Genomic DNA, 20984 nt, shown 5'->3' with positions numbered 1-20984 from the left:
GGGTTATTTGTTGTCTTTGCCGACGTGCAGAATGGCGAGGAACGCTTCCTGCGGCAGCTCGACGTTACCGATCTGCTTCATGCGTTTCTTACCTTCTTTCTGCTTCTGCAGCAGCTTTTTCTTACGGCTGATATCGCCGCCATAACATTTAGCCAGTACGTTTTTACGCAGCTGTTTCACGGTGGAGCGCGCAATGATGTGCGTACCAATCGCAGCCTGAATGGCGATATCAAACTGCTGGCGTGGGATCAGATCTTTCATCTTTTCCACCAGCTCGCGACCACGGTTTTGCGAATTATCACGGTGGGTGATCAGCGCCAGCGCATCAACACGTTCACCGTTGATTAATACGTCTACACGTACCATGTCGGACGCCTGGAAGCGTTTGAAGTTGTAATCCAGAGACGCATAACCACGCGAGGTAGATTTCAGGCGATCGAAGAAGTCGAGCACCACTTCAGCCATCGGGATCTCGTAGGTCAACGCTACCTGGTTACCGTGGTAAACCATGTTGGTTTGTACGCCACGTTTTTCTACGCACAGCGTAATAACGTTACCGAGATATGCCTGCGGCAATAGCATGTGACACTCTGCAATCGGCTCGCGCAGTTCGTAGATGTTATTTACCGCTGGCAGCTTCGATGGGCTGTCGACGTAAATAACTTCTCTTGACGTAGTTTCAACTTCATACACTACGGTCGGCGCCGTGGTGATCAGATCCAGATCGTATTCACGTTCCAGACGTTCCTGAATGATCTCCATGTGCAGCAAGCCGAGGAAGCCGCAGCGGAAACCAAAGCCCAACGCGCTGGAGCTTTCCGGCTCATAGAACAGTGAGGCATCATTCAGGCTGAGTTTGCCCAGCGCGTCACGGAAGGCTTCATAGTCGTCAGAGCTTACCGGGAACAAGCCTGCGTAAACCTGCGGTTTGACTTTCTTAAAGCCAGGCAGCGCCTTTTCTGCCGGATTACGCGCCAGTGTTAAGGTATCGCCTACCGGTGCACCGTGGATGTCTTTGATCGCACATACCAACCAGCCAACTTCACCGCATTTCAGTTCAGTGCGGTCAACCTGCTTCGGCGTGAAAATACCCAGACGGTCGGCGTTATAGGTCTGCCCGGTACTCATGACTTTCACTTTGTCGCCCTTACGCAGGGTGCCGTTTTTAATACGGATAAGTGAAACAACGCCCAGGTAGTTGTCGAACCAGGAGTCGATAATTAGCGCCTGTAACGGGCCTTCCGGATCGCCTTCCGGCGGCGGAATATCGCGCACCAGACGTTCGAGAACGTCCTGCACACCAACGCCGGTTTTCGCTGAGCAGCGCACTGCGTCGGTGGCGTCGATACCAACGATATCTTCAATCTCTTCTGCTACGCGTTCAGGATCAGCTGCCGGCAGGTCAATCTTGTTCAGTACCGGCACTACTTCGAGATCCATTTCCATCGCGGTGTAGCAGTTTGCCAGGGTTTGTGCTTCTACGCCCTGCCCGGCGTCGACCACCAGCAATGCACCTTCACAGGCAGCCAGCGAACGGGAAACTTCATAGGAGAAGTCTACGTGGCCCGGGGTGTCGATAAAGTTAAGCTGATAGGTTTCGCCGTCAGACGCTTTGTAATCCAGCGTCACGCTTTGCGCTTTGATGGTAATGCCACGCTCACGCTCAAGATCCATGGAATCGAGAACCTGCGCCTCCATTTCACGGTCAGACAGGCCACCGCAGATCTGGATAATACGGTCAGACAGCGTCGATTTACCGTGGTCAATGTGAGCTATGATCGAAAAGTTACGTATATTCTTCATAAAGTATGATTATTGTGCCTTAATGCCCGGTTAACCAGGCTTTTAGAAGTCGCTGTTCTGAGCTTAACGTCTGTATTAATAGAAACGCCGCATTCTACACTACAACATTGAGGCGAGGAAATGTTCATACCGTATGGATTGTGGTATCTGGAAACGTCCTCGCATTTGTTATGCAAAATGCAACAAAGCCAGTGAAATCACTGGCTCGCGTCTTCCGAAGATGTTTCAAATCGCACAAGGCCAGGCGGCAATGCCACGCTTAAGATGATCGGTTGCCATTCTGCCCGGGCAGCAAACTTTCGCGAATAGCCGCGTGCAATCAGGAATCCACCAACGCCGCCGAGAATCGCACCGCATAATGCTGCAATATCTGAAGCAAAGAGTAGCTGAAATAACGAAGCGATGAGGAATAATCCCACCAACGGCGACATATAAACCAGTAATGCGGAGCTAAGCAGGCTGCCCTCGGCGATTCCTAATTCCACTTTTTGCCCCGGCACTAACGGTTCATCACAGGGTACGACAATGGTATGCGTGGTTTGTGGGCCAAGTTTATTCAGCACGCGGCTACCGCAACCGACACGAGAAGCACAGCTGCTGCATGAGGCTTTAACATCACAACTGACCAGCGCCTGCCCGTTTTGCCAGGAGACGACCGTAGCCCACTCTTTGATCATTGCGCTGCCCCGAACTTAATATTCTCGGCAATGCGTTTCGCCGTTTGCGGCGGCAGTTCGCCGACAATGGTGATTTCGGCGTTATCACGTACGCTTGTACTGACGGTTCTGCGTCCGGTGCGCAACATCTGATCGGTGCTCGATGGCGTAGCGCGGTTAACGTTTACCGAGAAGCTGAATAATCCGTCGGAATAGAGACGTGATTCGATAGGCATGTTGTCCATCGTCGGTAACGGACGTCGGCTGCTGGAAACCTCACTAACCCCCTGTGGCAACCAGGTTGGCGTCCAGCTGAATTTAGCTTTTTCACCTACAGGAACAGAAAGCAGCGGCGGCAGATTTGCTTTCGCCAGCGTCTGCATACTGCTGCTGATATCCTGATTAACGTTAAAAGCAATCACGCGAAATTGTTCCAGCGTTTCACCATCGCGATCAAGGAGATCAACCCGCATCGGTAATTTCGATTCGGTGTCCATCCACACGATGTAGCTATAGCGTGTGCCATCACGGGCCACCACGCGAATGACTTCGCAAAGACGATCAGCAATACGCGTGCGTCCCACGGAGATAAAATCGTAGTAAGGAGAAAGGCGTTTGAAATCGGTATAGATGAGCGATGGCAGAGAATCAACAATGTAATCGCCATTAAGCGTGAACGGTTCAAGGCCCGGTTCAAAGTAGCTGATTTCATTGCCGCGCTGTACCACTTCCCGGCGCGGGCCATCCATTTGCAACAATTGTGCAAGAGGACGGTTATCGAGGCGTGCATGTCGATAACGCAGAGACTCAACACCCTGTTTATTGATGCTGATGAATGACAGCTCGTAATTCAGTGACTGACTGGCCAGGTTCATCTGCTGTAATAACGCCCCGGACGCGGGAGTGGCCGAGGCGTTAGCAGAGAATAACAGGCTACCTGTCACTAATGACATGGCAAACCAAAGTTGCTTCATTACTGCGATTGCGTTCCTAAAGTTTGAATTCCTGGCACCTGTACAGCGGCTTGCTGTGTTTGGGCCTGCTCAAACTGAAGCTGTTCAGAGTGGAGTCGACGTTGCAGTTCGTAATCCTGCAACATTGCATTAATGCGACGACGCTGCTCCTGTACCTGCTGCTGTTGACCATTGTTTGCAGTCGCTTCAGAAGGTACTCCCAGGCTAACCGGGCTGGCTTTACCCATCATCGGCAGTGTATTAAATACTGGCGTTTCGGGCTGCTGGGACGTTTCAGATTGCCCATTATAGTGCTGGACGCCAACGATAACTGCAAGCGATACGCATGCTGCTACGCCCATTTGGGTAAGCTGTGCAGCCCATGGACGTACTTTCTGCCAAAATGGCATTTTCTGCCATTGATGCGGCGCAGGCTGGGCCTCTGGGATCAGTGTCGCCGGTTGACGTACTGGCTCTTCTTCAATGGCGGCCATTACGCGTGAAGAGATATCGAAATGGAGCACCTCGGGAGTATCACCCCGCATTGAGTCACGGATTAAGTGATAGCTTTCCCAGGTTTTTTGCATTTCTGGGTTATGAGCCAGTTCGTTAAGCAGCTCACTATCCAGCGTTTCGCCATCCATTAAAGCGGAAAGTTGTTCTTTCTGCATGCCTAATACCCTTATCCAGTATCCCGCTATCGTCAACGCCTGATAAGCGGTTGAACTTTGTTATCAATAGCTTCCCTCGCTCGGAAGATACGTGAACGCACCGTACCTACCGGACAATCCATGATAGCGGCTATCTCTTCATAGCTCAGGCCATCCAGCTCCCGCAAGGTTATTGCCATGCGTAAATCTTCCGGGAGGGACTCAATAGTTCGGAAAACTATCTGTCTCAGTTCTTCTGACAACATTAAGTTCTCAGGGTTCGAAATTTCTTTCAACGCGCCGCCACTTTCGAAGTTTTCAGCTTCAATGGCATCCACATCACTGGAAGGTGGACGGCGTCCCTGAGCAACCAGGTAATTTTTCGCTGTATTTACAGCAATCCGATACAGCCATGTATAAAAAGCGCTATCTCCCCGGAACGAATCCAGCGCACGATAGGCTTTAATAAAAGCTTCTTGTACCACATCGGGAACATCACCCGACGGCACATAGCGGGAAACCAGACTCGCCACTTTATGCTGATAGCGCACTACCAGTAAGTTAAAGGCTTTCTGATCTCCCTTCTGGACCCGTTCAACCAGGACCTGGTCCGTTAACTGCTCGCTCATCCGAGGTAAAGTCTCCCCAAACCAAATTTCCACGCGCTATCGAAACGCCACTCCATTAGCTGCAATTTGAGCAAGCAAAGGGTTAGAGTGTCTCGTTTTTGTAAAGTTCCGTAACGCATCTGTTTTTGTTTGTCATGCTGTAGACGGATCATTATCTATCATTATAAGTCTACAGAATCTGAACATCGCATTATCTGTGTAGAAATGCCCATTTAACTGCCTGAAGAGTAACCCAACGGCCTTTTTATTTCACCACCTAATCCTTCGCCAGCCAGTAACTTCTCGTTTTCTCGTCGCCGTGATTCGGTCTGTTTAGCCCCTGTAACAAAAATTAAAATAGCAGGTGTTTAATCGCACAACATGATGCTATGCTGACCAAACTGTGTTTAGTAAATTAAACAAAAAAAATGAATACTCTCCCTGAACATTCATGTGACGTGTTGATTATCGGTAGCGGCGCTGCCGGGCTTTCACTGGCGCTACGTCTGGCTGATCGGCATCATGTCATCGTTCTAAGTAAAGGCCCAGTCACGGAAGGTTCAACATTTTATGCCCAGGGCGGAATTGCCGCCGTGTTTGATGAAACTGACAGCATTGATTCGCATGTGGAAGACACAATGATAGCCGGTGCTGGTATTTGTGATCGCCATGCAGTTGAATTTGTCGCCAGCAATGCGCGTTCCTGTGTGCAATGGTTAATTGACCAGGGGGTGTTGTTTGATACCCACGTTCAATCGAATGGCGAAGAAAGTTACCATTTGACCCGTGAAGGTGGACATAGTCACCGACGAATTCTTCATGCTGCGGACGCCACCGGTAAAGAAGTAGAAACCACACTAGTGAGCAAGGCGCAGAACCATCCGAATATTCGCGTGCTGGAGCGCAGCAACGCGGTTGATCTGATTGTCTCTGACAAAATTGGCCTGCCGGGCACGCGACGAGTTGTTGGCGCGTGGGTATGGAACCGAAATAAAGAAACGGTGGAAACCTGCCACGCAAAAGCAGTGGTGCTGGCAACCGGCGGTGCGTCAAAAGTTTACCAGTACACTACCAATCCGGATATATCTTCTGGCGATGGTATTGCTATGGCGTGGCGCGCGGGCTGCCGGGTCGCCAATCTCGAATTTAATCAGTTCCATCCTACCGCGCTGTATCATCCGCAGGCACGCAATTTTCTGTTAACGGAAGCACTGCGCGGCGAAGGCGCTTATCTCAAGCGACCGGATGGCACGCGTTTCATGCCTGATTTTGACGAGCGCGGCGAACTGGCTCCGCGCGATATTGTCGCCCGTGCTATTGATCACGAAATGAAACGCCTCGGCGCAGATTGTATGTTCCTCGATATCAGCCATAAGCCTGCCGATTTTATTCGCCAGCATTTCCCGATGATCTATGAAAAGTTGCTCGGGCTGGGGATAGATCTCACGAAAGAACCGGTGCCGATTGTGCCTGCTGCACATTATACCTGCGGTGGTGTAATGGTTGATGATCATGGGCGTACGGACGTCGAAGGTTTGTACGCCATTGGCGAAGTGAGTTATACCGGCTTACACGGCGCTAACCGCATGGCCTCAAATTCATTACTGGAGTGTCTGGTTTACGGCTGGTCGGCGGCGGAGGATATTACCAGGCGTATGCCTTATGCCCACGGCGTCAGTACGTTACCGCCATGGGATGAAAGCCGCGTTGAGAACCCAGACGAGCTGGTGGTGATTCAACATAACTGGCACGAGTTACGTCTGTTTATGTGGGATTACGTTGGCATTGTGCGCACAACGAAGCGCCTGGAACGCGCCCTGCGGCGGATAACCATGCTCCAACAAGAAATAGACGAATATTACGCCCATTTCCGCGTCTCAAATAATTTGCTGGAGCTGCGTAATCTGGTACAGGTTGCCGAGTTGATTGTTCGCTGTGCGATGATGCGCAAAGAGAGCCGTGGCCTGCATTTTACGCTGGATTACCCACAGCTACTCACGCATTCCGGTCCATCGATCCTTTCCCCCAGCAATCATTACATAAACAGATAAAAAGCCTGGGTCAGCGCCGTATACGCTTCGGAATAGTTCTGGTCTGGCCCACGAATGACTAAGCGATCGCTAAAGCATTCTCCTGCCTGCGGGGAGAATGCCAGCAGCACCCGATGCGGCAGTCGCGCTTCGTTTTCCGCCACATCCGTCCGCAAACGTAAATGCCAGCCCATACTTAATGCCAGTTCAGTAAAACCATTACCAATCTGCTCTGGCAACACCACGCAGAAAAATCCCTCTTCGGTAATGCACTCCGCCGCACAGGTTAGCAACGATTGATGATCAAGCGTAGTGGTATAGCGTGCCTGTTCCCTCTGCGGCGTAGCGCACTCAACGCCCTGCTGATAATAAGGCGGGTTACTGATGATTAAATCAAAGCGTGCTGTCTGCTGTGTGATCCACTGCTGAATATCCGCCGGATAGATATTAATCCGCTCTGCCCACGGGGACTGGTTGATATTTTCCTGCGCCTGAGTCGCAGCTTCACTTTCCAGTTCAACGGCATCAATCATCACGCTGTCATCGGTTCGCTGCGCCAGCATTAATGCCAGCAACCCGCTACCCGCGCCGATATCAAGGCAACGTTTTACCCCAGCCACCGGTGCCCATGCGCCCAGCAAAATGCCATCCGTTCCCACTTTCATCGCACAGCGATCGTGAGCAACAAAAAACTGTTTAAAAGTAAATCCATTACGACGAAGCACGGATGTAGACTGTGACATGAAAATAAAACCTTGCAGGAAAAACGGCGATAGCACCGGGTGAGAACAATACCCGAGAAGCGATATCCATACAAACAGATGAAGATTGCAGCCGTAACGTCTATAATCAGCGCCCCACACAGAGGTAGAACATGACTGTAACGACTTTTTCCGAACTTGAACTCGACGAAAGCCTGCTGGAAGCCCTCCAGGATAAAGGTTTCACTCGCCCGACCGCCATTCAGGCTGCCGCCATTCCGCCTGCGCTCGATGGCCGTGATGTACTCGGTTCTGCGCCGACAGGCACCGGTAAAACGGCGGCGTATCTGCTGCCAGCGTTGCAGCACCTGCTCGATTTCCCCCGTAAGAAATCCGGTCCGCCGCGTATTTTGATCCTCACCCCGACTCGCGAACTGGCGATGCAGGTGGCCGATCATGCCCGCGAACTGGCGAAACATACGCATCTGGATATCGCCACCATCACCGGCGGCGTAGCCTATATGAACCACGCGGAAGTATTCAGCGAAAACCAGGATATCGTGGTTGCCACGACCGGACGTCTGCTGCAATACATAAAAGAAGAGAACTTCGATTGCCGCGCGGTTGAAACGCTGATCCTCGACGAAGCAGACCGTATGCTGGATATGGGGTTTGCTCAGGATATCGAACATATTGCAGGCGAAACGCGCTGGCGTAAACAGACCCTGCTCTTCTCGGCAACGCTTGAAGGCGATGCCATTCAGGATTTTGCCGAGCGTCTGCTTGAAGATCCGGTGGAAGTTTCTGCGAATCCCTCCACCCGTGAGCGCAAAAAGATTCATCAGTGGTATTACCGTGCTGATGATCTTGAGCATAAAACCGCATTACTGGTGCATCTGTTAAAACAACCGGAAGCGACCCGCTCAATTGTATTTGTGCGTAAGCGTGAGCGTGTGCATGAACTGGCAAACTGGCTGCGCGAAGCGGGCATCAACAACTGCTATCTCGAAGGTGAGATGGTACAAGGCAAGCGTAACGAAGCGATCAAGCGTCTGACCGAAGGTCGCGTAAACGTACTGGTTGCCACCGATGTTGCCGCGCGCGGTATCGACATTCCGGATGTCAGCCATGTCTTTAACTTCGATATGCCACGCAGTGGCGATACTTATTTACACCGTATCGGACGTACTGCTCGCGCTGGTCGTAAGGGAACCGCGATTTCACTGGTTGAAGCTCATGACCATCTGCTGCTGGGCAAAGTAGGCCGCTATATTGAAGAGCCAATTAAAGCTCGCGTTATTGATGAGTTACGCCCGAAAACGCGTGCGCCAAGCGAAAAGCAGACCGGCAAGCCATCGAAGAAAGTACTGGCTAAACGTGCCGAGAAGAAAAAAGCTAAAGAGAAAGAGAAGCCGCGGGTGAAAAAACGCCATCGCGACACCAAAAATATTGGTAAGCGCCGTAAACCAAGCGGAACGGGCGTGCCACCGCAAACGACAGAAGAGTGATCTTAATTCCGGGTTTAAGCCCGGAATTAAAAGTGCTGGCAAACGCAAAACTGCCTGATGCGCTACGCTTATCAGGCCTACATGGCTCATGCAATATATTGAATTTGCACGATCTTGTAGGCCGGATAAGGCGTTCACGCCGCATCCGGCATGAACAAAACGCACTTCGTCGACAAGTTGGGTGCCGGGTTTAAGCCCGGCATTATTTTTATCCCGGCAAAAAACACTCTTCAACACACTGAATAAAAGTGTGCATCGCCGGGCTAACCGCTTTCCCGGCATGGTGTGCGCACATTGCCGTAATGGTCTGCGACTGTTCGCCAAAAGGCAATTCGATTAATTCTCCGCACTCCAACTCTTTTGCCACCGCAAAACGCGGCAGATAGCTAACTCCGATATTCGCCGCGACACAACGCTTTATGCTTTCGATACTTATAAGCTCAATGGTATTTTCCACCGTGATCCGCCGCTGGCGCAGCGTGCTCTCAAATATCTGCCGGAAGACACATTGCGGTTCGTTGATAATAAAACTACAGGCGTTATGTCTTCCCGGCTGGGTAAAATCGATATCTGCAATTTGCGGTGAAGCCACCAGCACCAGCGATTGTTCACCCAATTCTCGTCGATTCAGAGCATCATCATTTCCTACGCGATAAAAAACACCGACATCGGCCTCATCATTCAGTAGAGCATCACGGATCACGTAACAGTTCAGCGACTGCAGCGATAAACGCACTTTTGGTGCACGTTGCCGAAAACGCTGCAACACCTGCGGCATTCGGTAAGAGAGCAACGTTTCGCCCGAAACAACGCGTAGTTCCCCGTCCGGTTCCGACTCTTTTTTGGCAGCCTCACGAAGCGTATCCATCACTCTGGTGAGTTCATAGATGTGCGGCAGCAACTTTTTGCCTTCGCGAGTGAGGCACATCCGTCGGCCAATTTTCTCAAACAATTGTACTGAGAACTCCTGTTCAAGCTGCTGAATATGAAAAGTCACCGTCGATTGTGTACAGCATAACTTTTGCGAAGCTCGCAAAAAGGAACCCTCTTCCACCACGGTTTTAAGCGTAATAAAACGGCGCAGATCCATAACCCCAAACCTATCGAAAATATCGAATTTAGAATGTAAAAACATTCATTTTTTTAAATGTTCCGTGTCGGGTACTGTCTATCAAAACAGAGGAGATAACAAGTGACACCGACCCTTTTAAGTGCTTTTTGGACTTACACCCTGATTACCGCTCTGACGCCCGGACCGAACAACATTCTCGCCCTTAGCTCAGCCACAACGCACGGCTTTCGCCAGAGTACCCGCGTACTGGCAGGGATGAGTCTGGGATTTTTGATTGTGATGTTACTGTGTGCAGGAATTTCATTTTCACTGGCTGTTATTGACCCGGCAGCGGTGCACCTTTTGAGTTGGGCAGGAGCGGCATATATTGTCTGGCTGGCGTGGAAAATCGCTACCAGTCCAACCAAGGAAGACGGACTTCAGGCCAAACCGATCAGCTTCTGGGCCAGCTTTGCTTTGCAGTTTGTGAACGTCAAAATTATTTTGTACGGCATTACAGCACTGTCGACATTTGTCCTGCCACAAACGCAGGCGTTAAGCTGGGTGATTGGCGTCAGCGTTTTGCTGGCAATGATTGGGACCTTTGGCAATGTGTGCTGGGCGCTGGCGGGGCATCTGTTTCAGCGATTGTTTCGCCAGTATGGTCGCCAGTTAAATATCGTGCTGGCGTTGTTGCTGGTCTATTGCGCGGTGCGCATTTTCTGTTAATGAAAAAAAGCGGAAGAGGTCGCCCTCTTCCGCTTAGTAACTTGCTACTTAAACCTTACAGGCTTTCAGTAAAGGTACGAGCGATAACATCGCGCTGCTGTTCCGGAGTCAGAGAGTTAAAGCGAACTGCATAACCGGATACACGGATGGTCAGCTGCGGATATTTTTCCGGATGCTTAACTGCATCTTCCAGAGTTTCACGACGCAGAACGTTTACGTTCAGGTGCTGACCACCTTCAACGCGAACTTCTGGTTTAACTTCTACTGGAACTTCACGGTATTCAATGTCACCCAGTTTGCTTACTGCAACCACTTCGTCTTCTGCAAAACCTGCTTTCGCAACGATGCAACGCGCTTCGCCTTTTTCGCTGTCCAGCAGCCAGAAAGAGTTCAGCAGATCGTCATTAGCGGCTTTAGTAATCTGGATACCTGTAATCATGTGATGCCTCCCCGGCAAAATTATTTGATTTGTTCAGCCTGTCGCGGCCAATTGGTAAAACCATTGTTGCTTGAGTGTATATATACTCCTCAAACACCCTTGATTCTTTGATTTAAATCAATAAAAACCACATATCGAATGTGGTCACAAATGGATTTTATTGTTTTACATCAACTTATGCAGGTGTGAAATTTTACCAATTTACATTTTTTTGCATGTCTTTTTGTCTATAAAATGAGCATGATTTTGTTCTGTAGAAAGAAGCAGTTAAGCTAGGCGGATTGAAGATTCGCAGGAGAGCGAGATGGCTAACGAATTAACCTGGCATGACGTGCTGGCTGAAGAGAAGCAGCAACCCTATTTTCTTAATACCCTTCAGACCGTCGCCAGCGAGCGGCAGTCCGGCGTCACTATCTATCCACCACAAAAAGATGTCTTTAACGCCTTTCGCTTTACCGAGTTGGGCGATGTCAAAGTCGTGATCCTCGGTCAGGACCCCTATCATGGCCCCGGGCAAGCGCATGGTCTGGCATTTTCTGTTCGTCCCGGAATCGCCATTCCTCCGTCATTACTGAATATGTATAAAGAGTTGGAAAATACTATTCCTGGCTTTACCCGCCCTGGCCATGGCTATCTTGAGAGCTGGGCGCGTCAGGGCGTTTTGCTGCTCAATACCGTCTTGACGGTTCGCGCAGGTCAGGCGCATTCCCACGCCAGCCTCGGTTGGGAGACCTTCACCGACAAAGTCATCAGCCTGATTAACCAGCACCGCGAAGGCGTGGTGTTTTTGTTGTGGGGATCACATGCGCAAAAGAAAGGGGCGATTATTGATAAGCAACGCCATCACGTACTGAAAGCGCCGCATCCATCACCGCTTTCTGCACATCGTGGATTCTTTGGCTGCAATCATTTTGTGCTGGCAAATCAGTGGCTGGAACAACGTGGCGAGAAACCGATTGACTGGATGCCAGTATTACCGGCAGAGAGTGAGTAAATTTAAGGGAAAACGCCGGATGGCAGAATTGCCACCCGGCTGATTTATCAGGCTTTGTTCTGACGCCACCATTCGCCAAGCAAAACGCCGGTTGCAACAGAGATATTCAGCCCGGCAACATTGCCAGTTCCGTCAATCTTCACGCGCAAATCGTTCGGATCGCGTGCGGCATCCGGTAACCCTTCATATTCCTGACCCAGCACTAGCACCATTTTCTCTGGCAGACTGGTTTTGAACAGCGGTTTACCCTGCTCGCTGGAGGTGGTCACTACGGTGTAACCCGCCCGGCGGAAGTCATCCAGCACGTTAACAATATTGTCGCCAGTAATCGGCTGAACATGCTCTGCACCGCCTTCTGCGGTACGGATAGCCGCACCGGATTCCAGCAACGCCGCATCCTGCACCACAACGCCTTTCACGCCGAAGTGCGCGCAACTGCGCATCATGCCACCCAGGTTATGCGGGTTAGATTCGTTTTCCAGTGCCAGTACACAATCCTGCGCACCTGCCTGACTTACCCACTGCTGCACGGTTGTACCGTTACGCTTTTTGATCAGGAAGCAAACGCCGCCGTGATGTTCCGTGCCTGACGCTTTGGTCAGTTCCGCTTCATCCACCACATGATACGCTTTGCGGTTTGCCGCCATCCAGCGCAATGCTTCTTTAAAACGTGGCGTTACGCTCTGAATAAACCAGGCGCGAACAATCGCTTCGGGGCGGCTCTGGAACAGTGCCTGACAGGCGTTTTCGCCGTAGACGCGGGTTTCTTCCGCACGCTGACGACGCAACACTTCCGGATCAATAAAACTTTTACCACTGATGCCACCGTGATCGGCCTTTTCCGGCGTCTCATCACCTGGCGCGCGGGAAACCGTGCGCCACGGAGACTCTTCCCACTTGCGGTCACGGGGTTGACTTTGTTTGTCATCGCGGGCGGGGCGACGGCCACCGTCGGCACGAGATTTTCCTGGACGCCCGCCCCCTTTCCCGGTACGCGGGTTATGGGTACGTTTATCAGAATCATCATCACTGCGGACATACATCACTTTGACCTTGCCGCTTTTACCTTTCATCTCATCGTTCATGCTTTTCTCCACCAGCGCTGCGCGAAGCGCGCAGATTACCCGAAGTGCGCGCGGTTCGCCATGATTTCGTACCAAAGCCTGCGACTATCATACCTATTGAATAAAACAGATTGTTGTCTGGAACAATGTCCCCGATAATATGTAACATATTAGAAACATACCGGCGTCGTTGCCGATAAGTCTCCTTACTCATCCCGAGGTTAGTTATGAATACCGTTTGTACCCATTGTCAGGCCATCAATCGCATTCCCGACGATCGGATCGAAGATGCGGCAAAATGCGGACGCTGCGGTCACGACTTGTTTGACGGAGAGGTGATTAATGCGACCAGTGAAACGCTCGATAAATTGCTGAAAGATGATCTGCCTGTGGTGATCGACTTCTGGGCGCCGTGGTGCGGCCCCTGCCGTAATTTCGCACCAATTTTTGAAGATGTTGCGCAAGAGCGTAGCGGTAAAGTGCGCTTTGTGAAAGTGAATACCGAAGCTGAACGTGAATTAAGCAGCCGCTTTGGTATTCGTAGCATTCCGACAATCATGATTTTCAAAAACGGTCAGGTTGTCGACATGCTTAATGGCGCAGTACCAAAAGCACCTTTCGATAGCTGGCTGAACGAATCGCTTTAATCTTGTCGGGGTGCATCTTGTGCCCCGTTTTCTCCTCTGCGACAATGGCGTTTTTTCGACGCTCTCTTATGACCGAAAACGCTGTTCTCCAGTTACGCGCCGAGCGTATTGCGCGCGCAACACGTCCTTTTCTTGCCCGCGGTAATCGCGTTCGTCGCTGCCAACGCTGTCTTTTGCCAGAGAAATTATGTCTCTGTTCGACAATTACTCCAGCGGAAGCTAAAAGTCGCTTTTGTTTGCTGATGTTCGACACCGAGCCAATGAAGCCCAGTAACACCGGGCGTCTGATTGCCGATATCTTGCCAAATACCGTCGCGTTTCAATGGTCCCGTACCGAACCCTCGCAGGATTTGCTAGCTCTGGTACAAAACCCGGATTATCAGCCAATGGTGGTCTTTCCCGCCTCGTATGCTGATGAGCAACGGGAAGTGATTTTTACACCACCTGCTGGTAAGCCACCGCTGTTTATCATGCTCGATGGTACCTGGCCGGAAGCTCGCAAGATGTTTCGTAAAAGTCCGTATCTGGATAATCTTCCCGTCATTTCCGTCGATCTTTCCCGGCTTTCTGCCTATCGCCTGCGTGAAGCCCAGGCTGAAGGCCAATACTGCACTGCCGAAGTTGCCATCGCACTGTTAGATATGGCCGGCGATACCGGAGCGGCGGCAGGTCTAGGCGAGTATTTCACCCGCTTTAAAACACGCTATCTGGCAGGAAAAACGCAACATCTGGGTAGCATCACAGCAGAACAGTTAGAAAGCGTTTAAAATCATTCGGTCACTTCTGCGGGAGACCGATATGAGTCAGCGAGGACTGGAAGCACTACTGCGACCAAAATCGATTGCGGTAATTGGCGCATCGATGAAACCCAATCGCGCAGGTTACCTGATGATGCGTAACCTGCTGGCGGGGGGATTTAACGGGCCGGTACTCCCGGTGACGCCTGCCTGGAAAGCGGTGTTGGGTGTGTTGGCCTGGCCGGATATTGCCAGCCTGCCCTTTACACCCGATCTTGCGGTTTTATGTACCAATGCCAGCCGCAATCTTACTCTTCTGGAAGAGCTCGGCGAGAAAGGCTGTAAAACCTGCATTATTCTTTCCGCCCCGGCATCGCAACACGAAGATCTCCGCGCCTGCGCCCTGCGCCATAACATGCGTCTGCTGGGGCCAAACAGTCTGGGATTACTGGCCCCCTGGCAAGGCCTGAATGCCAGCTTTTCGCCTGTACCGATTAAACGCGGCAAACTGGCGTTTATTTCGCAGTCTGCCGCCGTCTCCAATACCATCCTCGACTGGGCACAACAGCGGGAAATGGGCTTTTCCTACTTTATTGCTCTCGGCGACAGTCTGGATATCGACGTTGATGAATTGCTCGATTATCTGGCGCGCGACAGCAAAACCAGTGCAATCCTGCTCTACCTCGAACAATTAAGTGATGCGCGACGTTTTGTTTCGGCTGCACGTAGCGCCTCACGTAATAAACCGATTCTGGTGATTAAAAGTGGACGTAGCCCGGCGGCGCAACGACTACTGAACACCACGGCAGGAATGGATCCTGCCTGGGATGCAGCTATTCAGCGCGCCGGTTTGTTGCGAGTGCAGGATACCCACGAGCTGTTTTCGGCAGTCGAAACCCTTAGCCATATGCGCCCGCTACGTGGAGAGCGGCTGATGATTATCAGCAACGGTGCAGCACCTGCCGCACTGGCGCTGGATGCCTTATGGTCACGCAATGGCAAGCTGGCTACGCTCAGTGAAGAAACCTGCCAGAAATTGCGCGATGCACTGCCAGAACATGTGGCAATCTCTAACCCGCTCGATCTTCGTGATGACGCCAGTAGTGAGCATTATATTAAAACGCTGGATATTCTGCTCCACAGTCAGGATTTTGATGCGCTGATGGTTATTCATTCGCCCAGCGCCGCTGCTCCCGCAACAGAAAGCGCGCATGCATTAATTGAAGCAGTAAAGCATCATCCCCGCAGCAAGTATGTTTCTCTGCTGACGAACTGGTGCGGCGAGCACTCCTCGCAAGAGGCACGACGTTTATTCAGCGAAGCCGGGCTGCCGACCTACCGCACCCCGGAAGGAACCATCACCGCTTTTATGCATATGGTGGAGTACCGGCGTAATCAGAAGCAACTACGCGAAACGCCGGCGTTGCCCAGCAATCTGACCTCTAATACCGCAGAAGCGCATCTTCTGTTGCAACAGGCCATTGTCGAAGGGGCAACGTCGCTCGATACCCATGAAGTTCAGCCTATCCTGCAAGCGTACGGCATGAACACACTTCCCACCTGGATTGCCACTGACAGCACCGAGGCTGTGCATATTGCCGAACAGATTGGTTATCCGGTGGCACTAAAATTACGCTCGCCGGATATTCCACATAAATCAGAAGTTCAGGGCGTCATGCTCTACTTGCGTACAGCCAATGAAGTCCAGCAAGCCGCAAATGCTATTTTCGATCGCGTAAAAATGGCCTGGCCGCAGGCGCGTATCCACGGCCTGCTGGTACAAAGTATGGCTAACCGTGCTGGCGCTCAGGAGTTGCGAGTAGTGGTTGAGCACGATCCGGTTTTCGGACCGTTGATCATGCTGGGCGAAGGCGGTGTGGAGTGGCGTCCTGAAGATCAAGCCGTCGTCGCACTACCGCCGCTGAACATGAACCTGGCACGTTATCTGGTCATTCAGGGGATCAAAAGTAAAAAGATTCGTGCGCGTAGTGCGCTACGCCCGCTGGATGTGGCGGGATTAAGCCAGTTACTGGTGCAGGTTTCTAACTTGATTGTCGATTGTCCGGAGATTCAGAGGCTGGATATTCATCCTTTGCTGGCTTCCGGCAATGAATTTACCGCGCTTGATGTCACGCTGGATATCGCTCCGTTTGAAGGCGATAACGAGAGTCGCCTGGCAGTCCGCCCTTATCCTCATCAGCTGGAAGAATGGGTAGAATTGAAAAACGGCGAACGTTGCTTGTTCCGCCCGATTTTGCCGGAAGATGAGCCACAACTTCAGCAGTTCATTTCGCGAGTCACCAAAGAAGATCTTTATTACCGCTACTTTAGCGAGATCAACGAATTTACCCATGAAGATTTAGCCAACATGACGCAGATCGACTACGATCGGGAAATGGCATTTGTAGCGGTACGACGTATTGATCAAACGGAAGAGATCCTCGGCGTCACGCGTGCGATCTCCGATCCTGATAACATCGATGCCGAATTTGCCGTGCTGGTTCGCTCGGATCTCAAAGGGTTAGGCTTAGGTCGACGCTTAATGGAAAAGTTGATTACCTATACGCGAGATCACGGACTGCAACGTCTGAATGGTATTACGATGCCAAACAATCGTGGCATGGTGACGCTGGCCCGCAAGCTCGGGTTTAACGTTGATATCCAGCTCGAAGAGGGGATCGTTGGGCTTATGCTAAATCTTGCCCAGCGCGAGGAATCATGAGTAAGGTACTGGAAATGTTGACCACTTAATCGGGACTGGTGTTATTATTGCCCGCTTATGTCGTCTGCATTGCACAGAGGACCCTTCAATGAACAGAGAAGAAATGCACTGTGATGTTGTCAAAATTTAAGCGTAATAAACATCAACAACACCTTGCCCAACTACCCAAGATTTCTCAATCAGTTGATGATGTCGATTTCTTTTACGCTCCCGCCGACTTCCGGGAGACGCTGCTGGAAAAAATAGCCAGCGCGAAGCAGCGCATTTGCATTGTCGCCCTGTATCTCGAACAGGATGACGGTGGCAAAGGCATTCTGAACGCGTTGTATGAGGCTAAAAGGCAGCGTCCGGAACTGGATGTACGGGTGCTGGTCGACTGGCATCGTGCACAACGTGGACGCATTGGCGCTGCGGCATCTAACACTAACGCTGACTGGTACTGCCGCATGGCGCAGGAAAATCCGGGCGTAGATGTTCCAGTTTATGGCGTTCCAATCAATACCCGTGAGGCCCTTGGTGTTCTGCACTTTAAAGGCTTTATCATCGACGATAGCGTACTTTATAGCGGTGCCAGCCTGAACGATGTTTACCTGCATCAGCACGATAAATACCGCTACGACCGTTATCATCTGATTCGTAACCGCAAGATGTCAGACATTATGTTCGAATGGGTTACACAGAATATAATGAATGGTCGCGGAGTTAATCGTCTGGATGATGTTAATCGTCCAAAAAGCCCGGAAATCAAGAACGACATTCGCCTGTTCCGCCAGGAGCTGCGTGATGCCGCTTATCATTTCCAGGGTGATGCTGATAACGATCAGCTTTCTGTTACGCCATTGGTGGGCCTGGGGAAATCGAGTCTGTTGAACAAGACCATTTTCCACCTTATGCCTTGTGCCGAGCAGAAACTAACCATTTGTACACCATATTTCAACCTGCCAGCAATCCTTGTGCGTAATATCATCCAGTTACTGCGCGAAGGGAAAAAGGTCGAAATTATTGTTGGTGATAAAACCGCGAATGACTTCTACATTCCGGAAGATGAACCTTTCAAGATAATTGGCGCATTGCCTTATCTCTATGAGATCAATCTGCGTCGTTTCCTGAGCCGTTTGCAGTATTACGTCAATACTGACCAGTTAGTGGTTCGGTTATGGAAAGACGACGACAACACCTATCACCTGAAAGGGATGTGGGTTGATGATAAGTGGATGCTGATCACCGGCAATAACCTGAACCCGCGCGCCTGGCGTCTGGATCTGGAAAACGCTATTTTGATTCACGATCCGCAACTGGAGCTTGCGCCACAGCGAGAGAAAGAACTGGAGCTGATCCGCGAGCATACCACCATCGTTAAGCACTATCGCGATCTGCAAAGTATTGCCGATTATCCGGTGAAGGTTCGTAAACTCATTCGCCGTTTGCGCCGTATCCGCATCGACCGATTAATTAGCCGCATCCTGTAATCACAACCCCGTCCTGTACGGGGTTTGTTTTTGGAGGCCACGTTTTGCGTATTCTTTTTGTCTGTTCGCTATTGTTACTTTCTGGATGCAGCCATATGGCTAACGATAGCTGGAGCGGGCAGGATAAAGCTCAACACTTTATCGCCTCGGCGATGCTTTCCGCTGCCGGAAATGAATATTCACAGCATCAGGGGATGAGTCGCGATCGCAGTGCCACTTTCGGGCTGATGTTCTCTGTTGGGCTGGGCGCGTCAAAAGAACTTTGGGATAGCCGCCCCGAGGGGAGCGGCTGGAGCTGGAAAGATTTTACCTGGGATGTCGCCGGTGCAACTACTGGCTATACCGTCTGGCAACTGGCGCATCACTAAAGACGCATCCCTTTTCCTTTACGGTGCAATGTTAGTGAAACCAGAAACGCCACCACGGCCATCAAGGTCACATACCAGAAGAAGGCTGTTTCCATTCCTATTGATTTCAGTGACAACGCTACGTACTCCGCCGAACCACCAAATATAGCATTGGCGACCGCATATGACAGACCAACGCCTAATGCGCGAACCTGTGCCGGGAACATCTCAGCCTTCAGTATTCCACTGATTGAAGTATAAAAACTCACTATCAGCAGGGCGCACATCACCAGACCAAAAGCGGCGTAAGGCGAAGAAACGTTCTGCAATGCTGAGAGAATAGGAACGGTAAAAATGGTTGCCAGAGAACCGAAACATAGCATTGAGGTACGACGACCAATCTTATCCGACAGCGCGCCAATAAGTGGTTGAATAAGCATGAATACAAACAATGCGGCAGTCATAATGCCACTCGCCACGTTGGCATGCATTCCCGCAGTATTTACCAGATACTTCTGCATATAAGTGGTGAAGGTATAGAAACAAAGGGAGCCCGCAGCGGTAAAACCGAGAACCATGATGAATGCACGGCGATTGCGCCATAATCCTTTCAGAGATCCAGCTTCTTTTAAAGCGCGTGTTTCTTGTTGTGAAGTTTCATCTAACTGACGACGTAACCACAACGCCACAACAGCTAACACAGCTCCTAACGCGAAAGGAATACGCCATCCCCACTCTCTGAGTGCAGCGTCTTCCATGGTGTGTTGTAAAACCACGACAACCAGTAGAGCTAGCAGTTGCCCGCCGATCAACGTCACATACTGAAATGATGCGTAAAAACCTTTGCGCCCTTCAACGGCAACTTCACTCATATAGGTGGCGCTGGTGCCATATTCTCCGCCAACGGATAATCCCTGGAATAAACGAGCAAGAAGCAATAATGCCGGAGCCCAGGTACCGATTGTTTCGTAGCCTGGCAAACAGGCGATAACCAGTGAGCCGAAACACATCATACACACCGATAATAGCATCGATTTTTTGCGACCATGTTTATCGGCTATGCGGCCAAATAGCCAACCGCCTATTGGGCGCATCAGAAATCCCGCAGCAAAAACACCTGCTGTTTGCAGTAGTTGAGTCGTCGTGTTCCCGGAAGGGAAGAAGATGTGGGCGAAGTAGAGTGAACAGAACGAGTAGACATAGAAATCGAACCACTCGACCAAATTACCTGAAGAGGCCCCCACAATTGCCCAAATGCGGCGACGAGTATCACTACTTGTCAGTTTGCTGTCTGCCGTTACAGTACTTTCAGCCATGCCATTATGTCTCCTGCCGTAATCCGATGCTTTTGTCGGTCGCTGTTGTTTATTTTTTTTGGTAAAGAAAATGTTATACATTTGTTGCGCATCATTATGCAACCTTAACCATGAATTTAGTTAGCAGGAAAATGGTTATTAAGGAGCTTAAGGATAGATTTCTGGTAAGGAGGAAGTATTTAAGTGGGCAATTTGGGGAAGCCGTATTCGCTGTTGAATCTGGCTTATGTGGGAGCGTAGGACGGATAAGATGCAGCCAGCGTCGCATCCGGCATTTTTTCCGCACCAGCGCAAAAAGGCCATCCTGACGGATGGCCTTCTGCTTAATTTGATGCCTGGCAGTTCCCTACTCTCGCATGGGGAGACCCCACACTACCATCGGCGCTACGGCGTTTCACTTCTGAGTTCGGCATGGGGTCAGGTGGGACCACCGCGCTAAGGCCGCCAGGCAAATTCTGTTCATCAGACCGCTTCTGCGTTCTGATTTAATCTGTATCAGGCTGAAAATCTTCTCTCATCCGCCAAAACACCTTCGGCGTTGTAAGGTTAAGCCTCACGGT

At 50.9% G+C, this 20984-nt stretch carries 20 protein-coding genes and 1 rRNA gene; 9 read left to right on the top strand and 12 right to left on the bottom strand.

Going from position 1 to position 20984, the window contains the following annotated elements:
* Positions 1-3: 3 nt before the first annotated feature.
* The 6 genes from lepA to rseD form a co-directional block, all read right to left on the bottom strand.
* Entirely contained in the window at positions 4-1803 is a 1800-nt protein-coding gene (gene lepA / locus AACU19_RS00110; protein ID WP_000790168.1) for a translation elongation factor 4, read from the bottom strand.
* Between the two features lie 197 nt (positions 1804-2000).
* Positions 2001-2480: a SoxR-reducing system protein RseC gene (rseC, locus tag AACU19_RS00105; RefSeq protein ID WP_000589075.1), complete on the bottom strand. Its 480-nt coding sequence runs from the start codon at positions 2478-2480 to the stop codon at positions 2001-2003.
* Positions 2477-3433: a sigma-E factor regulatory protein RseB gene (gene rseB, locus AACU19_RS00100; protein ID WP_105277905.1), complete on the bottom strand. Its 957-nt coding sequence runs from the start codon at positions 3431-3433 to the stop codon at positions 2477-2479. The genes rseC and rseB overlap by 4 nt, the downstream gene beginning before the upstream one ends.
* Positions 3433-4083: an anti-sigma-E factor RseA gene (gene rseA / locus AACU19_RS00095; RefSeq protein ID WP_001168459.1), complete on the bottom strand. Its 651-nt coding sequence runs from the start codon at positions 4081-4083 to the stop codon at positions 3433-3435. The genes rseB and rseA overlap by 1 nt, the downstream gene beginning before the upstream one ends.
* A 32-nt stretch (positions 4084-4115) precedes the next feature.
* On the bottom strand, positions 4116-4691 hold the full coding sequence (gene rpoE / locus AACU19_RS00090; protein WP_001295364.1) for an RNA polymerase sigma factor RpoE: 576 nt from the start codon (positions 4689-4691) through the stop codon (positions 4116-4118).
* Positions 4688-4843: a rpoE leader peptide RseD gene (gene rseD, locus AACU19_RS00085; RefSeq protein ID WP_001303621.1), complete on the bottom strand. Its 156-nt coding sequence runs from the start codon at positions 4841-4843 to the stop codon at positions 4688-4690. The genes rpoE and rseD overlap by 4 nt, the downstream gene beginning before the upstream one ends.
* A 255-nt stretch (positions 4844-5098) precedes the next feature.
* Here rseD and nadB point away from each other — a divergent pair, with 255 nt between their 5' ends.
* Complete coding sequence (nadB, locus tag AACU19_RS00080) at positions 5099-6721, top strand: L-aspartate oxidase (RefSeq protein ID WP_105277904.1); 1623 nt, start codon at positions 5099-5101, stop codon at positions 6719-6721.
* On the opposite strand, the gene trmN is transcribed toward nadB, so the two are convergent.
* Positions 6706-7443, bottom strand: coding sequence for a tRNA(1)(Val) (adenine(37)-N(6))-methyltransferase TrmN (gene trmN, locus AACU19_RS00075; RefSeq protein WP_105277903.1), 738 nt, complete (start codon positions 7441-7443; stop codon positions 6706-6708). The genes nadB and trmN overlap by 16 nt on opposite strands.
* Positions 7444-7574: 131 nt before the next feature.
* Here trmN and srmB point away from each other — a divergent pair, with 131 nt between their 5' ends.
* Positions 7575-8909, top strand: a complete 1335-nt coding sequence (srmB, locus tag AACU19_RS00070) for an ATP-dependent RNA helicase SrmB (protein WP_000219193.1) — start codon at positions 7575-7577, stop codon at positions 8907-8909.
* 208 nt (positions 8910-9117) lie between these two features.
* On the opposite strand, the gene AACU19_RS00065 is transcribed toward srmB, so the two are convergent.
* The gene (locus AACU19_RS00065; RefSeq protein ID WP_001353021.1) at positions 9118-9999 is read right to left on the bottom strand and encodes a LysR family transcriptional regulator; all 882 of its coding nucleotides are present in this window, start codon (positions 9997-9999) and stop codon (positions 9118-9120) included.
* Positions 10000-10101: 102 nt separating this feature from the next.
* Here AACU19_RS00065 and eamB point away from each other — a divergent pair, with 102 nt between their 5' ends.
* The gene (eamB, locus tag AACU19_RS00060; protein ID WP_000189198.1) at positions 10102-10689 is read left to right on the top strand and encodes a cysteine/O-acetylserine transporter; all 588 of its coding nucleotides are present in this window, start codon (positions 10102-10104) and stop codon (positions 10687-10689) included.
* 55 nt (positions 10690-10744) lie between these two features.
* Here eamB and grcA read toward each other — a convergent pair whose 3' ends face one another.
* Complete coding sequence (grcA, locus tag AACU19_RS00055) at positions 10745-11128, bottom strand: autonomous glycyl radical cofactor GrcA (protein WP_000627804.1); 384 nt, start codon at positions 11126-11128, stop codon at positions 10745-10747.
* A gap of 304 nt (positions 11129-11432) precedes the next feature.
* On the opposite strand from grcA, the gene ung reads away from it, so the two are divergent.
* Positions 11433-12122 carry a uracil-DNA glycosylase gene (gene ung / locus AACU19_RS00050; protein ID WP_105277902.1) on the top strand — a complete coding sequence of 230 codons (690 nt, stop codon included), beginning with the start codon at positions 11433-11435 and terminating at the stop codon, positions 12120-12122.
* 47 nt (positions 12123-12169) lie between these two features.
* Here ung and AACU19_RS00045 read toward each other — a convergent pair whose 3' ends face one another.
* Complete coding sequence (locus AACU19_RS00045; RefSeq protein ID WP_105277901.1) at positions 12170-13207, bottom strand: tRNA/rRNA methyltransferase; 1038 nt, start codon at positions 13205-13207, stop codon at positions 12170-12172.
* Positions 13208-13413: 206 nt separating this feature from the next.
* Here AACU19_RS00045 and trxC point away from each other — a divergent pair, with 206 nt between their 5' ends.
* The 5 genes from trxC (at position 13414) to AACU19_RS00015 (ending at position 19129) form a co-directional block, all read left to right on the top strand.
* Positions 13414-13833: a thioredoxin TrxC gene (trxC, locus tag AACU19_RS00040; protein WP_039021704.1), complete on the top strand. Its 420-nt coding sequence runs from the start codon at positions 13414-13416 to the stop codon at positions 13831-13833.
* A gap of 68 nt (positions 13834-13901) precedes the next feature.
* Positions 13902-14600: a tRNA-uridine aminocarboxypropyltransferase gene (gene tapT, locus AACU19_RS00035; protein ID WP_032184923.1), complete on the top strand. Its 699-nt coding sequence runs from the start codon at positions 13902-13904 to the stop codon at positions 14598-14600.
* Between the two features lie 31 nt (positions 14601-14631).
* On the top strand, positions 14632-17292 hold the full coding sequence (gene patZ / locus AACU19_RS00030; RefSeq protein ID WP_105277900.1) for a peptidyl-lysine N-acetyltransferase PatZ: 2661 nt from the start codon (positions 14632-14634) through the stop codon (positions 17290-17292).
* A 113-nt stretch (positions 17293-17405) separates the two neighbouring features.
* Complete coding sequence (pssA, locus tag AACU19_RS00020) at positions 17406-18761, top strand: CDP-diacylglycerol--serine O-phosphatidyltransferase (protein WP_000949265.1); 1356 nt, start codon at positions 17406-17408, stop codon at positions 18759-18761.
* Positions 18762-18805: 44 nt separating this feature from the next.
* On the top strand, positions 18806-19129 hold the full coding sequence (locus AACU19_RS00015; protein ID WP_072004035.1) for a YfiM family lipoprotein: 324 nt from the start codon (positions 18806-18808) through the stop codon (positions 19127-19129).
* On the opposite strand, the gene kgtP is transcribed toward AACU19_RS00015, so the two are convergent.
* Both kgtP and rrf read right to left on the bottom strand, forming a co-directional pair.
* Entirely contained in the window at positions 19126-20424 is a 1299-nt protein-coding gene (kgtP, locus tag AACU19_RS00010; protein ID WP_000841107.1) for an alpha-ketoglutarate permease, read from the bottom strand. The two genes, AACU19_RS00015 and kgtP, sit on opposite strands and share 4 nt — an antisense overlap.
* A gap of 333 nt (positions 20425-20757) precedes the next feature.
* Positions 20758-20873: ribosomal RNA gene (gene rrf, locus AACU19_RS00005) — 5S ribosomal RNA — on the bottom strand.
* Positions 20874-20984 lie beyond the last annotated feature (111 nt).

It is taken from the genome of Escherichia sp. MOD1-EC4550 (assembly GCF_963876935.1).
GTDB classification, from domain to species: Bacteria; Pseudomonadota; Gammaproteobacteria; order Enterobacterales; family Enterobacteriaceae; genus Escherichia; species Escherichia coli_F.
Note: the sequence above shows the minus strand (reverse complement) of the source record. Positions and strands in the feature narration are given on the sequence as shown.

What these genes read in the sequence shown, in the direction of transcription:
- srmB (WP_000219193.1), top strand. Translation starts at nt 7,575, where the DNA reads ATGACTGTAACGACTTTTTCCGAACTTGAACTCGACGAAAGCCTGCTG.
- grcA (WP_000627804.1), bottom strand. Translation starts at nt 11,128, where the DNA reads ATGATTACAGGTATCCAGATTACTAAAGCCGCTAATGACGATCTGCTG.
- rseC (WP_000589075.1), bottom strand. Translation starts at nt 2,480, where the DNA reads ATGATCAAAGAGTGGGCTACGGTCGTCTCCTGGCAAAACGGGCAGGCG.
- ung (WP_105277902.1), top strand. Translation starts at nt 11,433, where the DNA reads ATGGCTAACGAATTAACCTGGCATGACGTGCTGGCTGAAGAGAAGCAG.
- kgtP (WP_000841107.1), bottom strand. Translation starts at nt 20,424, where the DNA reads ATGGCTGAAAGTACTGTAACGGCAGACAGCAAACTGACAAGTAGTGAT.
- lepA (WP_000790168.1), bottom strand. Translation starts at nt 1,803, where the DNA reads ATGAAGAATATACGTAACTTTTCGATCATAGCTCACATTGACCACGGT.
- AACU19_RS00045 (WP_105277901.1), bottom strand. Translation starts at nt 13,207, where the DNA reads ATGAACGATGAGATGAAAGGTAAAAGCGGCAAGGTCAAAGTGATGTAT.
- pssA (WP_000949265.1), top strand. Translation starts at nt 17,406, where the DNA reads ATGTTGTCAAAATTTAAGCGTAATAAACATCAACAACACCTTGCCCAA.
- rpoE (WP_001295364.1), bottom strand. Translation starts at nt 4,691, where the DNA reads ATGAGCGAGCAGTTAACGGACCAGGTCCTGGTTGAACGGGTCCAGAAG.
- AACU19_RS00065 (WP_001353021.1), bottom strand. Translation starts at nt 9,999, where the DNA reads ATGGATCTGCGCCGTTTTATTACGCTTAAAACCGTGGTGGAAGAGGGT.
- rseD (WP_001303621.1), bottom strand. Translation starts at nt 4,843, where the DNA reads ATGATCCGTCTACAGCATGACAAACAAAAACAGATGCGTTACGGAACT.
- patZ (WP_105277900.1), top strand. Translation starts at nt 14,632, where the DNA reads ATGAGTCAGCGAGGACTGGAAGCACTACTGCGACCAAAATCGATTGCG.
- trxC (WP_039021704.1), top strand. Translation starts at nt 13,414, where the DNA reads ATGAATACCGTTTGTACCCATTGTCAGGCCATCAATCGCATTCCCGAC.
- rseA (WP_001168459.1), bottom strand. Translation starts at nt 4,083, where the DNA reads ATGCAGAAAGAACAACTTTCCGCTTTAATGGATGGCGAAACGCTGGAT.
- nadB (WP_105277904.1), top strand. Translation starts at nt 5,099, where the DNA reads ATGAATACTCTCCCTGAACATTCATGTGACGTGTTGATTATCGGTAGC.
- tapT (WP_032184923.1), top strand. Translation starts at nt 13,902, where the DNA reads ATGACCGAAAACGCTGTTCTCCAGTTACGCGCCGAGCGTATTGCGCGC.
- trmN (WP_105277903.1), bottom strand. Translation starts at nt 7,443, where the DNA reads ATGTCACAGTCTACATCCGTGCTTCGTCGTAATGGATTTACTTTTAAA.
- rseB (WP_105277905.1), bottom strand. Translation starts at nt 3,433, where the DNA reads ATGAAGCAACTTTGGTTTGCCATGTCATTAGTGACAGGTAGCCTGTTA.